The 13339-nt window shown below is 35.4% G+C and carries 13 protein-coding genes; 9 read left to right on the top strand and 4 right to left on the bottom strand.

Features of this window, described 5'->3' with window-relative positions; translation table 11 throughout:
* The first annotated feature begins 56 nt into the window (after positions 1–56).
* The 8 genes from DWZ33_RS13450 to DWZ33_RS13485 all read left to right on the top strand — a co-directional run bounded on the left by DWZ33_RS13450 (position 57) and on the right by DWZ33_RS13485 (position 7460).
* Entirely contained in the window at positions 57–1952 is a 1896-nt protein-coding gene (locus DWZ33_RS13450; protein ID WP_118455208.1) for a BglG family transcription antiterminator, read from the top strand.
* A gap of 104 nt (positions 1953–2056) precedes the next feature.
* The gene (locus DWZ33_RS13455; protein ID WP_022939377.1) at positions 2057–2473 is read left to right on the top strand and encodes a PTS sugar transporter subunit IIA; all 417 of its coding nucleotides are present in this window, start codon (positions 2057–2059) and stop codon (positions 2471–2473) included.
* 69 nt (positions 2474–2542) lie between these two features.
* Positions 2543–3019 (top strand): PTS sugar transporter subunit IIB, encoded by a 477-nt coding sequence (locus DWZ33_RS13460; RefSeq protein WP_118455212.1) that lies wholly within the window; start codon positions 2543–2545, stop codon positions 3017–3019.
* Between the two features lie 25 nt (positions 3020–3044).
* The gene (locus tag DWZ33_RS13465) at positions 3045–4649 is read left to right on the top strand and encodes a PTS system mannose/fructose/sorbose family transporter subunit IID (RefSeq protein WP_118455214.1); all 1605 of its coding nucleotides are present in this window, start codon (positions 3045–3047) and stop codon (positions 4647–4649) included.
* Positions 4650–4682: 33 nt separating this feature from the next.
* Positions 4683–5057: a VOC family protein gene (locus DWZ33_RS13470; protein ID WP_022939374.1), complete on the top strand. Its 375-nt coding sequence runs from the start codon at positions 4683–4685 to the stop codon at positions 5055–5057.
* 32 nt (positions 5058–5089) lie between these two features.
* Entirely contained in the window at positions 5090–5911 is an 822-nt protein-coding gene (locus DWZ33_RS13475; protein WP_022939373.1) for a BtpA family protein, read from the top strand.
* Positions 5904–6656 (top strand): SDR family NAD(P)-dependent oxidoreductase, encoded by a 753-nt coding sequence (locus DWZ33_RS13480; RefSeq protein WP_118455216.1) that lies wholly within the window; start codon positions 5904–5906, stop codon positions 6654–6656. The genes DWZ33_RS13475 and DWZ33_RS13480 overlap by 8 nt, the downstream gene beginning before the upstream one ends.
* Positions 6657–6677: 21 nt before the next feature.
* Positions 6678–7460, top strand: a complete 783-nt coding sequence (locus DWZ33_RS13485; protein WP_118455218.1) for a BtpA/SgcQ family protein — start codon at positions 6678–6680, stop codon at positions 7458–7460.
* Between the two features lie 268 nt (positions 7461–7728).
* Here DWZ33_RS13485 and DWZ33_RS13490 read toward each other — a convergent pair whose 3' ends face one another.
* Genes DWZ33_RS13490 through DWZ33_RS13505 form a run of 4 tightly spaced genes read right to left on the bottom strand, consistent with a single transcriptional unit; the run spans position 7729 to position 12207 of the window.
* A complete protein-coding gene (locus tag DWZ33_RS13490) occupies positions 7729–8565 on the bottom strand; it encodes an MBL fold metallo-hydrolase (protein ID WP_118455220.1) in 837 nt (278 codons plus the stop codon).
* The gene (locus DWZ33_RS13495; protein WP_118455221.1) at positions 8562–10214 is read right to left on the bottom strand and encodes an ABC transporter permease; all 1653 of its coding nucleotides are present in this window, start codon (positions 10212–10214) and stop codon (positions 8562–8564) included. Before DWZ33_RS13495 ends, DWZ33_RS13490 begins: the two co-directional genes overlap by 4 nt.
* Positions 10214–11251: an ABC transporter substrate-binding protein gene (locus DWZ33_RS13500; protein WP_118455223.1), complete on the bottom strand. Its 1038-nt coding sequence runs from the start codon at positions 11249–11251 to the stop codon at positions 10214–10216. The genes DWZ33_RS13495 and DWZ33_RS13500 overlap by 1 nt, the downstream gene beginning before the upstream one ends.
* Entirely contained in the window at positions 11248–12207 is a 960-nt protein-coding gene (locus DWZ33_RS13505; RefSeq protein WP_022939367.1) for an ABC transporter ATP-binding protein, read from the bottom strand. The genes DWZ33_RS13500 and DWZ33_RS13505 overlap by 4 nt, the downstream gene beginning before the upstream one ends.
* Positions 12208–12432: 225 nt before the next feature.
* Here DWZ33_RS13505 and DWZ33_RS13510 point away from each other — a divergent pair, with 225 nt between their 5' ends.
* Positions 12433–13299 carry a LysR family transcriptional regulator gene (locus tag DWZ33_RS13510; protein ID WP_022939366.1) on the top strand — a complete coding sequence of 289 codons (867 nt, stop codon included), beginning with the start codon at positions 12433–12435 and terminating at the stop codon, positions 13297–13299.
* Positions 13300–13339 lie beyond the last annotated feature (40 nt).

Below are 13339 nucleotides of genomic sequence, written 5' to 3' on the forward strand. Positions count from 1 at the left end.
AAACCCATCATCTTATAATAGATTATGATTAGGATGACCTTAGAAAGGAGTATTTTATGATTACTAAACGTCAAATTGAATTGTTAATGAAGCTTAGTGAAAAAGATGATGGATATCAGACTGCTGATGAGCTTGCTGATTATTTTCATGTGAGTTTAAGAACAATTTATCAGGATATATCATATTTAAAAACTGAATTAGACAATCATTATGCAACAATAAAAGCAATAAGTTCTAAAGGGTATTGTTTACAGATAATAAATAAAGAAAAATTTCAAATTTATATGAATAATTTATTTAACAATTACTATCAAAAATTTCATTTTGATGATCCATTATCAAGAAATCACTATATAATTATGCGCTTATTCACAACAAAAAAGAGTTTTCTTACACAGACACAACTGCAGAATGAATTATATATATCTAAATCAGCACTATCAGCTGATCTAAAGAATGTTAAACAATTACTAAAGGAATATCATCTTGAGCTATTCTATAATTCACATTCAGGATTACAAATAAGAGGCAGCGAACTTAATAAGCGAATTCTAATCCTGAAGGAAAATATCCAGTTTCAATCAATGAATCAAATAACACAACAAAATTTCAATAAAGAAATTACAATCATCGTAGAAGAAGTCTTAAATTCACATAGGTATATAGTATCAGATGTAATTTTTCAAAGTTTGATTATTCATGTTGAACTTTCAGTACAACGGATGATTCAAGGAAGTTTTGTAAATGATGAAGAAATAGAAGAGATAAAAGAGGATGGAACAGAATATTTGATAGCACTGGATATATTGACACGACTATCTAAAAAATTTGGTTTTCCACTTAAAAAATCTGAAATTTACTTATTGTCAATTAATCTACTAGGTAAAAAAAATTATGATGAAGATGATGTAATATCTCAGGAACTGAATGATTTTATTTTAGAAGAACTAATAAAAATAAATCACGAATATAATCTAGATTTCACATGTGATTTGAATTTTAGAATCGCTTTAGCTTTACATATAGCTCCTATGCTTAAAAGGATGCAGTATCACATGCAGTTGACAAATTCAATTACTTTAAATGTAAAGCAGAACTATCCGCTTGCTTATGATATCGCTGCAAGCATCATGATGGGAATCTATGAATCATATGGGTATAAAGCACTTGATGATGAAACTGCTTATTTGGCAATTCATATTAATTTGTGTATGGAACAAGATAAGAAAATGGCAGAACCAAAGCGTGTGTTATTAATTTGCCCGAATCGCAAAAGTGAAACATTGCTATTAACTCAACAGATTTACCGTCGTTTTCGCCAACAGATTCAGGATTTATCAATTACGCCTTCCTATCGATTTTCTGATATTAATTTAACAGATTATGATGTTATTTTTACTACTGAAGAGCAAGTAGTAAACGATACTATACAAGCAATTCATATCAATTACTTCCTTGATGAAAAAGATTATTTACGTATTGAGCTTGCTTTGAATGGTATCAATGATGTTAGTCAGTTAAAAAATTATTTCGATGATGAATTGATGTATTTTGGCAATGCAGAAGATAAAACAGAAATCATCCAATTATTATGCCTAAAAGCGGAAAGAAAATATGCATTGAAGAATTTAAATGAACAGGTAATGAGAAGGGAAGAAATTGGGGGAACTTATTATGGAAATTTTGTTGCTATACCTCATCCTGAGCAAATGATCAGCAATGATACTTTTATTGCTTTAGCTATCTTAAAGAAACCAATTGTATGGCAAGATAATCATAATGTCAGAATGATCCTTTTGGTTTGTATTGAAAAGAATAATGCAAGAGCATTACAGCTATGGTATTATCTGTCAAATTTAATTAGTGATGAAAATTTAGTTAAAAAGATGATAAAAGCCAGAAATAGTAATGAATTTAGAATTGTATTAGATGAATTGCAGAAGATGCAGTAAGCTTACTGCAAATGGTTGGAATTTGCTATGAAGAAACGATGATATAACTATATCAGATAAACATGAAGTAATCTCGATTAATGAGTAGAAAGGTTGGCGTATGCATGGTTAAGTATGTAATTATTACACATGGACCATTGGCTGAAGCATTTAAAGAAACTTTGAGAATGTTTTTCGGCAATGATGTAGAAAATATTTTTACGATAGGTTTGTATCCAAATGAAGCTATTGATTCACTTAAAAATAGCATCGCTTCACTAATAAAAAAGCAATATACAAAAGACGGATTATTAATTTTCCTGGATATTTATGGTGGCTCACCATTTAATATGACAGCGTGTGTACTTAATGAATTAAGTGATGATTATTCTTGTATTGAATGTTTTAGCGGTGTTAATTTAGCAATTCTAATGGAAGTTATTGCTAACAGTAATAGCCTGTCTTTAAAAGAAATGTGCGAGTTAATAGAGCATAAAGGTCCTGCTTCAATCATTAATGTGAGAAAAGCATTGGAATTGTAATTAATTAGGAAATTTCATTTCTAAGGGGCGCAAATAGAAATGATAATTTAAAAGAAAGGAGGTTTATAAATGAGGAATATTGTATTAACACGAATTGATGAAAGATTAATTCATGGTCAGGTAATGACATCATGGCTGAAAGTAAGCAGTGCTAATGTAGTGCTGATTATTGATGATGCCTCAGCTTCTAACACTTTCTTAAAACGTGTTTTACTGGCAGCCGCACCTAAAGAGTTAAAAGTTTATGTAATGACACATACTGATGCAGCCGTATATTTGAAGGAAGCATCTGAACCTGGTGAAAAAATTTTTATTATTACAAAGGTACCGAAACCATTGCTTCAGATTATTAAAGAGGGTGTTATATTACATGAAATTATATTAGGTAATATGGGCGGAGCAGAAGGAAGAAAGATGTTCAGCAGAAATATTTCAGCAAGTCCTGAAGAAATTCAGGATATGAGAGAAATTATTAATTGCGGGGTGTCTATTTATTGTCAAATGATACCTGCCGATTCAAAAGAAAATATTAAGGGGCTTCTATAATCGATAGATTAGAAAGGAGATTAGTATGGAAGTAAGTATTATACAGATTTGTTTGATTGCTCTATATTATTGTTTAGCTGAAACTGCATGGCCTTTTGGTTCAATGGGAACATGGGCAACTATTAATCGTCCAATGGTATCCGGTCTTATTATTGGTATGATTTTGGGAAATCCAGTACAGGGTACAATCATTGGCGCAACGATTAATATTATGTATTTAGGAATTATTTCTGCGGGTGGTTCACTGCCTGCTGATTCAGGAATGGCTGGTATACTTGGAACTTCCTTTGCATTAATTGGCGGCTTGGATATCAATGCTGCCTTGGCGTTAGCTGTTCCTTTAGGTTTGTTTGGTTCAGTTTTGAATGTTCTTACGATGACTGGACAATGCTTTTTTGTAACATTAGCTGATAAATGGATCAGTGAGGGTAAATCTAATCATTTAATGTTTGTCAATGTATATATTCCTTATGCAATTAAATGGATTATTCGATTTGTTGCAATCTACGTGATTCTATATTTTGGTTCAAGTGCAGTAGTTTCTATTTCTGAATCATTAAGCGGACCAGTGCTTGATGCTTTAAGTGTTATGGGTGGTTTATTACCTGCTGTTGGTATAGGACTGATGTTGTTGACAATTTTTGAAGGCAGAGCAAAGTGGTTTCTGTTCTTAGGCTTTTTAGCAACTAGCTTTTTAGGCTTAAATACAATTGCTGTATCACTTATTTTTGGTATCGTTGCAATCGTGGTAGTAGGCTTTACAGCCACAGATTTTGCTGCTTTTAAAGAGGTGAGCGATACTAATGAAAATACATATAAAATTATTAATAAGAAAGAGTTAGTTCATGCTTGGCTGCGTTGGCAATATTATAATGAGTCTTGCTATAACTATGAACGTATGCAGGGGATCGGTTTCTGTACTGCAATGGTACCAGTATTAAATAAAATTTATAAGGATGATAAGGCTGGTTTGATAGCAGCTATGAAACGTCATTCAATGTTTTTTAACACAGATCATGATTTCGGCGGCATGATTCTTGGTATATGTACATCGATGGAGGAACAAAAGAAATTAGGAGCAGATATTCCTGATGAAGCTTTTGTTTCATTAAAATCAGGTTTAATGGGACCATGTGCAGGTATAGGAGATACATTATCACAGGTAGTATTAATTCCTGTATTAGCTGTTATCTTTATAAATCTAGCAACACAGGGGGCTGTTTGGGCACCAATCGCATATACAATAATTTTCTTATCTATATTTTATGGTGTTGGTTATTGGATGCTGTTTATTGGTTATAAAAGCGGTGGTGAAACTGTTTTAAGGCTCATGGAGAGCGGTTTGTTTAATAAGGTTATAGAAATAGCTGGTATTCTTGGCTGCGCGGTAGCAGGTGCATTAATCTGTAATTATGTTTCATTCAATTGGAATATTGTCATGGTCCAAAATGAAGTGGAAATATTTAATCTGCAGACTGGTGTATTCGACGCAATTGTACCCAACCTTATGCCTTTGCTGCTGACACTTGGAGTATATTTTGCAGCTAAAAAAGGTGTTAAAAGTTCGACAATTACATTTGCGACCATGGGTTTAGGTTTTGTTTTGGGAATTCTTGGTCTGATAGCATAAGTAAAAAAATTAATACAGTTAGGAGCTAGTGATATGAAAATCAGTAACGTGGGTATGTATGTAAATGATTTAGAGGGAGCAAAGGAATTCTTTATGACCACTTTCGATGCTCAAATACATGATATTTATGAAGAGGACAATGGATTTAAATCCTATATTTTAAAATTCGATGAAGGACCTAAATTAGAGTTAATGAATAAACCAGAGATTGTAGATATAAAAAAAGATCGAAATCAGGCAGGATTAATTCATATTTGTTTGAAAGTAGATAGTTTAGAGAAGCTGAATGAGGTAATCACTAAATTTAAGGCTTCAGGTTATGAAATACTTTATGAGCCAGCAACAGTAGGTGGTAAAGAAGTTCGTGCTATCACTTTCGAGGATAATATATTGGAAGTAAGTGCCTGATGAATGATTCAGAAAGAAGGTGTTGATCAATTATGAGTGTATATCATAAAGTGTTTGGTAATGAAAAGCCAATTATTGGCATGATTCATTTAAAACCGCTGCCTGGCTCTCCGCTTTATATGGGGGATATGAAAAATATCTATGAAGCAGCTTGTGAAGATTTAAATGCTTTAATTCAAGGTGGTGCTAATGCTGTGCTTATTGAAAATTTCGGCGATATTCCTTATCCAACACAAAATGAATTATTAACTACAATTGCTTTTTCAGCTATTGCTGTCAAATTGCGGGAACAATGTAAATTACCAATGGGTATAAATGTACAATTCAATGATTTTGAAGCTGAATGGGCAATTGCATATAGTGGTGATTTTGATTTTATAAGAGTTGAAGTGTTTGCAGAAAACCGTATGGGACCTAATGGTGTATGTAATGCCTGTGGTCCGCAGTTAATGCGTTTAAAAGGAAGGTTTCCAAAGGAGATCGCATTACTTGCTGATGTCCATGTTAAGCATACATTTCCAATAGTAGATCAACCTTTAGACTTTACTGTAGAGTCAATAATTGAAGGCGGTGCAGATGCATTGATCTGTACAGGTATAACTACTGGTAAAAGTCCAGACTTAGATGATGTAAAGGCAATGAAACGTTTAGCTGGTTCAGTTCCTGTTTTAATTGGTAGCGGCGTAAATGAAAATACAATTCAAACTTTTATGAGTGAAGCAGATGGAGCAATCATAGGCAGCAGTTTTAAAAAAGAGGGAAAAGTTCTAAATCCAATTGATTTTTTGAGAGTAAAGAATTTAATGTCTAAGCTCAAACTGATGGATAAAAATGAGGCTGTCAATTATGAGTGAAAAATATTGTATTATCACAGGTGCCTCAGGAGGAATAGGCTCGCAAATAGCTAAAAAGTTCTATGATCAGAATTATTATATTATCCTGTTAGACATCAATAAGGAAAAGCTTGAGAATGTGATGAAGGCAATGGATTTTAAATTGAATCGTGCAGCTTATTATCCTTTGGATATAACTGATGAAAATGATGTTAAAAATATTCTTAGACACATTTTTCAGCAATATCAGCGCATTGATGTTTTAATTAATGCGGCAGGTATATGTGGTGAATATGCAAAAGCAATTGATACATCAATTTCCAATTTCAAAAAAATATATGATGTAAATGTATTTGGTACATTTCTAATGATGCAGAATGTATTGCCAATTATGATTGATCAGCGAGCAGGAGTTATCGTTAATTTTGGTTCTGTCTCAGGGTTGAGAGGCTACACTTATGAAATTGCATATGGTTCAAGTAAATGGGCTGTAATCGGTATGACTAAAAATATAGCAAATGAATATGGCAGCTGTGGTATTCGGGCTAATTCTGTATCACCTGGTTGGGTAGATACAGATATGATGAAAAAAACATTAATCAATTATAAGCAGCTGGGATTGTCAGAGACAGTTAATATTGGTCCAATTAATAGGCCAGCGGACCCAATCGAGATTGCAGAAGCTGTTTATTTTTTAAGCAGTGATGCAGCAAGCTATATCAATGGTGCGAATCTCGTTGTTGATGGCGGAAAGTTATGTGATTAATAAAACTAGGAGGATAGTAAAATGCGTAATGAATTTTTTAAAAAGAAAATGATTATTGGAATGGTACATTTATTGCCATTGCCTGGTAATGCAGCATATCAGAATAATAAGGATGAGATTGAGTTAAGAGCTATTGAAGATGCTAAAACTTTAATTAAGGGAGGTGTCGATGCAATTGCATTAGAAAATTTCAGTGATTGGCCGCAGTACAGTACGGAAATTCCGTTAGAAGCTTATTCTCTAATGCTTAATATTGCAACAAAAATTAAAGCTTTCTGTAATCTTCCGTTTGGCATCAATATCGAAATGAATGCATATCGTCAGGAATGGGCTATGGCTTATGCTGTAGGTGCTGATTTTATAAGATTGGAGGCATTCGTAGATAATCGTGCAGGTTCTTTTGGTTATCTTGAAGCGTGTTCAACACCAATTGCTAAAATAATGAAGGATTATCCTTCAAATACATTGTTATTTACCGATGTACATACGGCAGAGACTTATGGTATGCCAAATATACCGATTAATGAAGCGGCACAAAATGCTAAAAATCATGATTCAGCAGCAGTAATTATTACTGAAAATGATTTCAATCAACGGGTCACTATTGATGAAGTAAAGGCTATGCGTGAAGCAGTAGGAGATTTCCCTATTATAATTGGTGCTGGAGTTAAATGCGAAAATGTTCTTAATTATTTGGAATATGCTGATGCTGTTATTGTTGGCCGTGGTTTCAAGAAAGGAGAACATGTGGATTTGACATTAGTTGAAAATTTTATGAAGGTAGTAAGATCAAAATATGATTAAAATTATTAGCAGCTGATTATATGTCAGCTGCTTTATTCTTGAAATAAAGAAAGTCAATGATTGAGCATTGACTTGTTTAAATTTCAATAATTTCCTGACTGTGAAACAGCACAACTTTCTTAAAATAATTATGTTTGATTAATTCTTTAACCATAGTCAGATTAGGGTGTATTGGATATATGAGCGTATGAACATGCTGCTGGCGGCTGATTTGTTCAGCATAACTGTCTTTATAACAAGTGCCGCTTAAAATGATTGTACCGTTTTTTTAATACCATTCAGCCAATTGACGGCTTTTATCTAGCTGAATCTGCGGGTCGCTGATCAGATGTACTGATCGAATGCCATCTGAAGATTTGAGGTTATAAGGCTTCAGCCACAGCTTATTTTGTTCAAGCTGAGTGTATTGTTTAAATAATGATTCATCAAGGATTAATTTTAAATCGGGTTTTTGATTAAGTATTAAAGCAGCTAACTCAAGACCACGGCCATTTTTAGGCACCGGCATCAGCAGATTATGATTGGATCTTTCAAGCAGGTTGTTGAACTGATACAGCCAATCCGCCGCTGTAAATGTTTGTGTTGCATAAGCACAGTCAATAATAGCCAGATCAGCATCTGTCTGATCAATACTATCACAGTAGTATAATTGAGAGTCAGGATAATAATCGCCTGAATAAAGCAATTTTGATTGTGAAGTTGCTAATGTCAGCCAAATAGAACCGATACAATGTCCGCTGCGTCCCCATTTTATTTCAAGACCTGGAAAACAAAGAGATGTTTTCATCCTTGGAAAAGTCTCATCAATAAATATCGTATTATCATAATCAAGATGTAACAATTCATATGTAGCCCGTGTACATAGCAAAGGTTTTTGAAAACCTTGCTGTCTCAGCCATAGAAAAGCACCGGCATGATCACTGTGACAATGGCTGATAATCAAAAAGTCAGCTTGATTTATTTCTGTTGAATCAAGATGGGGGTAAGGATCAAACGTATCTTGTGAAAGTCCGCAGTCAAGAATATAGGTAAACGGTGACTGTCTGATTAAGAAACAATTGCGTCCATGTTCACCGATACCACCAGCAACCGATAACCTTATCATTTTGTCTTCCTTTCAAAGATTTTCAGAATCAGCAGTGATATAGTTGTCAATAGCACACATAACACTGCCATAGCCATACCGCTGGATACTGATCCCTGCTCAAATTCACGAACAATAAAGGTTGAAATTGTCAAAACACTAGGCGGTGCTATCATGCTGGCTGCCACTAATTCACGCAGTGAAATAATAAAGGTCATGATCCAGCCGCTGAGGATTCCCTTAAAAATTAAAGGCAATGTGATTCTTTTAAAAATCATCAGCGGTGATCCGCCAAAGGTTTTGCCAGCCTGCATCAGTGAATCGCTGATTTGTGTCATTGCTGAAGTAACATATTGAATCGTATAAGGCAGATAGAGAATTACATAAGCGATGATCATCATTCCCAAAGTATTATAAATGGGCAGCCAAGTATAAATCTGATTATAAAATAACATAATGCCGATGACTAAGACAATGCTGGGCAGCATTTCAGGCAGCAGGCTGACAGCTTCTAAAACTTTGCTTAAGCGATTCTTTTTCCTGATGATTAAAACCGCGGCAGTGCCAAACAATGATGCAATCATTGCTGAACTAAATGCAAGCATAAAGGTTGTCTGAATTGCTTTCACGGCTTTTGTATTCTCGGTAAACAAGGAGAGATAATGACTGAAAGTAAAATTATCTAAGGCTAAACCATAACCACGCAATTTAATTAATGATGTGGAAATTACTGAAAAATAAGGAATGCCAAGTGCCAGTAATAAAATAAAACCAATAAACAGCCATGCGCTGATTTTTTGTTTACCTTTAAGAGTTATCATAGCCGTTCGGCTGCCCTTGCCAGAAACGAGCCGGTATGTTTTCTTTTCTGTTATCTTATTCTGTGAACGCCATAGCAGCAGACAAATCAGAATTAAGATTACAGAAAGCGAGGCGGAACGTCCAAAATCAATTGGAGAGGTTGTTGAATAACGGTGGATATCAGTAGTAAACACAGTGAACCCGATTCGCTGACCCAAGGTAGCGGGTGTTCCATATTCAGAGAGCGTTTTTACAAAAACAAGCAGCGCACCAATCGCGAAATTGCCGGAAACTAAGGGCAGCAGAACCTTACGAATTCGATCCATAAAGCCTAAGCCAAAGAGAGCCGCTGCTTCATCTAAAGATGCCGGTACATTCAGCATGGCATTTTTTAATAATGACAGCATAAATGGGAAAACATGCAGGCTCATAACCAACACTAAACCGCCGAAACTGAAAAATGCGTCAGTCAGCCATGAAAGGGAAGGCAGAAGCTGCTGAAGCAAACCATTTTTCTGCATAAATAAAATCCAGCCCATTGAACTGATATAAGGAGGTGTCATAAAGGGAATCATTAGTATTAGATCCAGCCAATGATGCTGTCCAAGATCTGTTTTAGAAAGTAAAAAAGCCAGCGGCAGGGAAATCAAAGATGAAACAATGACAACCCAGAAAGCCAGTGAAAGTGAGTTGAAGACAGTTTGAATATTCTCATTTTTAAAGATGATTTCAAATGCATAGGTAAAGTCAAAGCGGCCATTGACAAAGACCGCTTTGGTAAAAATCATCAATAAAGGACAAAGAATGAGAATAGTCAAAGCTATCAGCAGCAAAAGCTGCAGCTTAGATTCTCTGATAAAGCTTTTCATTACTTACTGCAGAGATCAATTAATTGCTGGGCGATATCCTCAGAGTTGTCCATCATCCATTCCCAGTCAAGATCAAATACCGGTATTTCTGAAACATTTGTCCGTTTATCCGTAGTGATATCTTCTCGGCCTGGCAGCAGATAAGCATCTACTACCAATTGCTGACCTTCATCAGATAACAGGAAATCCATAAAAGCTTTCGCATTGTCTACATTTTTACTTGATTTAAGAATCATCGCCGGACGGGGATTGATGACTGTACCGCTTGCTGGATAATAAATGTTTAATGGTTCACCTTTAGCCATAGAGCTATATGCATTATAATCTACCCCAGCAACTAAGATGCCTTTCTCACCGGTTGTTACGGCTTCTAAAGCAGCTTTATTTGCACCTGGAATCATCATGCCGTTATCAGCCATACCCTCAAGGTTCTGCCATGCTTCATCACCATATTTATAAACATAACCAGATAAGAAATCTTTTACCGAGCCTGATTTTACTGGATCAGGAATTGCTAATTCATTTTTATATTCAGAGTTTTGAGCTAATTCATGCCAATCTGCATTTAATTCAGAAACAATAGTAGTATTATAAATTACCCCAACTGCAGAGGCGCTGGTTCCATAAAGCATCGCATCCTCATCAATCCAATTCTGAACCATTTTATCAGCATTTGCAGGTGTGTAACTAAGCAGCAAATCATCTTTTTTCATGCTTAAGCCGTCAGCCCATGAAGCCATGATTACTACATCAGCAATCGGATTTGCTTGTTCAGCTTCTAAACGAGCCAAAATTTCGCCGGTTGTACCCTGAAACATTTCAACATCAACACCCGTTTTAGCGGTAAAGGCTTCCGCAATCTTATCTGCCATGCCAGCTGGACTAGGACAGTACACAACAACTTTTCCCTCTAATTTTTGTGGCTCTTCCTGCTGATTGATCGGATCTTGCAATGCCGTTTCTTCATTTGGCTTACTGCAGGCAGTTAAGCTTGCTGCCATTAAAAAGGCAGCTGCAATTCGTGTGATTTTTTTCATTGTTCTTCTCCTCTAAGTTGAATAATAGCATTTTCATTTAAGTTCAGCCGAATCATCTCATTAATGTTCATTTTATAATCAGACAGTAAGATCCAAGGCTGATCACCATGTTCAAGCAGAACCTCATAACTGCTGCCCATGAACTGACAGGCAGCAACCTTCATTTCAAGCCTTCCCCCCGCATCAATACTCAGTTTTTCAGGCCGTATCATGTCCGTATTACTAAGCCAGTTTGATTTCCCAATGAAATTGGCAACAAAGTGATTCTGAGGATGATTGTAAAGATTTTCCGGTGTATCCTGCTGTGCAATTTCACCGTCATTCATAACAATAATTTCATCGCTCATACTCATGGCTTCCAACTGATCATGAGTTACAAAAATTGATGTTATCTTACGCTCACTGACAATTCTGCGGATTTCAAACCGCATGCTTTCGCGTAACAGAGCATCTAAAGCACTCAGCGGTTCATCAAAAAGAATGCAGTCAGGATTGATAACCATCGCTCTTGCAAAGGCTACACGCTGTTGCTGACCGCCGGATAATTCATGTGGATAACGTTGCTCATAGCCTTCCAGCTGCACGGTTTTTAAAGCTGATAAAACATCTTCAGAAAGGTTTTGCGTCTTATGCTGTGCTCTTAAACCGAAGGCAACATTCTCAAAAACACTCATATGCGGCCATAATGCAAAATCCTGAAAGACAAATCCCAAATGCCTTTTTTCAGCTGGTACCCAAAGCTTGCGGATTGAAGAATATACACACTGTTCATCGAAATAAATTTCACCGGCATCAGGCTTCTCAAGTCCGGCAAGAATTCTCAGCAAGGTGGTTTTACCGCATCCGGAAGGACCGAGAATAGTTGTGAACTGCTGATCCTTGATCGTAAGTGACAAATTCTTCAGCACCTGTTTACTGCCAAAGCTTTTAGATAGATTACTGATTCTGATTTCCATGAGTGTTCCTCCATTACAAAAGCATTATAATACTGAGTCTTTTTCTTTCTGTTAATGGTTCGTTAAAAGATTGTTAATAAAAAATTAATTCATTATTCAAATCCATAGATAAAATCTATAATGCTGTTAATGCTTGAAATTTACAGAATATTAACAGATAATTCATGAATTATTCAATTGATTAAACTATACTGAAAGAAAAAATCAATAAGCGGGAGAAAATTAATGAATGAGAAACAAGCTGAAATATTAATTTCTATCAATGAAACAAAAAATATTACAGAGACAGCCAGAATACTCAAACTGACTCAGCCGACGATTTCTTTTCATATGAAAAATATGGAAAAAGAATATGGTATGAAATTATTTATCCATGCCAGCGGTAAAATCATATTGAGTGAGAATGGTGAAATATTACTTCATTATGCAAAACGAATCATAAGGCTATCCCAAGATGCAAGAAATGTACTGGAAAGCTATAATTTCAAAAGCCGGCCTTTGAAAATCGGGGCTTCCTTGATCCCAGGTAAATATTATTTATCAGAAATCATCGGTGAATTAGTTCATGAATATCCGCAGAATCCATTAAGTGTGTCAATTCATCCGGCTGCAACTATCTTAACAATGCTAGAACAGCTAGAAATTGATTTAGGCTTTGTTTCCATGAACCATGAACCTGACAATGAGCATCTGCAGTCAATTGCGCTGCGTCAGGATCTGATGGTATTGGCAGGCAGTCAGGAATGTTTGAAGCAGATTAATGCACAATGTTTTTTCATGCATGACCAGCAATCCAGTACCTATGAATTTACTAGATCATGGCTGAAATCCAGCGGCTTTGAGCCATATAAAATTATTGAAGTAAACAGCAGTGAGGTAATTAAAACCTTAGTAAAGAAGGGATTAGGCATCGCTGTATTGCCTAAAATAACGATTCTAAATGAAATCCAAACAGGCAGTTTGTACTTTAAAGAATTAGATGAAGTTAAACAGCGAAGTATCTATTTAGTTTATAACAAAGAACGCTATATGCTGCCAATTATCAAAACATTAATCAGACAGATCACGCAAAATGAAATTTCTATCTGTTAGGCGGCTGTCAGTTGTGCTAAAATAAGAAAGTACAAAGGGG

It is taken from the genome of Dielma fastidiosa, assembly GCF_003475485.1.
Taxonomy (GTDB): domain Bacteria; phylum Bacillota_I; class Bacilli_A; order Erysipelotrichales; family Erysipelotrichaceae; genus Dielma; species Dielma fastidiosa.

Excerpts from the sequence above, each read along its gene's own strand:
- DWZ33_RS13465 (WP_118455214.1), top strand. The coding sequence starts at position 3,045 with ATGGAAGTAAGTATTATACAGATTTGTTTGATTGCTCTATATTATTGT.
- DWZ33_RS13505 (WP_022939367.1), bottom strand. The coding sequence starts at position 12,207 with ATGGAAATCAGAATCAGTAATCTATCTAAAAGCTTTGGCAGTAAACAG.
- DWZ33_RS13485 (WP_118455218.1), top strand. The coding sequence starts at position 6,678 with ATGCGTAATGAATTTTTTAAAAAGAAAATGATTATTGGAATGGTACAT.
- DWZ33_RS13480 (WP_118455216.1), top strand. The coding sequence starts at position 5,904 with ATGAGTGAAAAATATTGTATTATCACAGGTGCCTCAGGAGGAATAGGC.
- DWZ33_RS13470 (WP_022939374.1), top strand. The coding sequence starts at position 4,683 with ATGAAAATCAGTAACGTGGGTATGTATGTAAATGATTTAGAGGGAGCA.
- DWZ33_RS13460 (WP_118455212.1), top strand. The coding sequence starts at position 2,543 with ATGAGGAATATTGTATTAACACGAATTGATGAAAGATTAATTCATGGT.
- DWZ33_RS13450 (WP_118455208.1), top strand. The coding sequence starts at position 57 with ATGATTACTAAACGTCAAATTGAATTGTTAATGAAGCTTAGTGAAAAA.
- DWZ33_RS13500 (WP_118455223.1), bottom strand. The coding sequence starts at position 11,251 with ATGAAAAAAATCACACGAATTGCAGCTGCCTTTTTAATGGCAGCAAGC.
- DWZ33_RS13495 (WP_118455221.1), bottom strand. The coding sequence starts at position 10,214 with ATGAAAAGCTTTATCAGAGAATCTAAGCTGCAGCTTTTGCTGCTGATA.
- DWZ33_RS13510 (WP_022939366.1), top strand. The coding sequence starts at position 12,433 with ATGAATGAGAAACAAGCTGAAATATTAATTTCTATCAATGAAACAAAA.
- DWZ33_RS13475 (WP_022939373.1), top strand. The coding sequence starts at position 5,090 with ATGAGTGTATATCATAAAGTGTTTGGTAATGAAAAGCCAATTATTGGC.
- DWZ33_RS13455 (WP_022939377.1), top strand. The coding sequence starts at position 2,057 with ATGGTTAAGTATGTAATTATTACACATGGACCATTGGCTGAAGCATTT.
- DWZ33_RS13490 (WP_118455220.1), bottom strand. The coding sequence starts at position 8,565 with ATGATAAGGTTATCGGTTGCTGGTGGTATCGGTGAACATGGACGCAAT.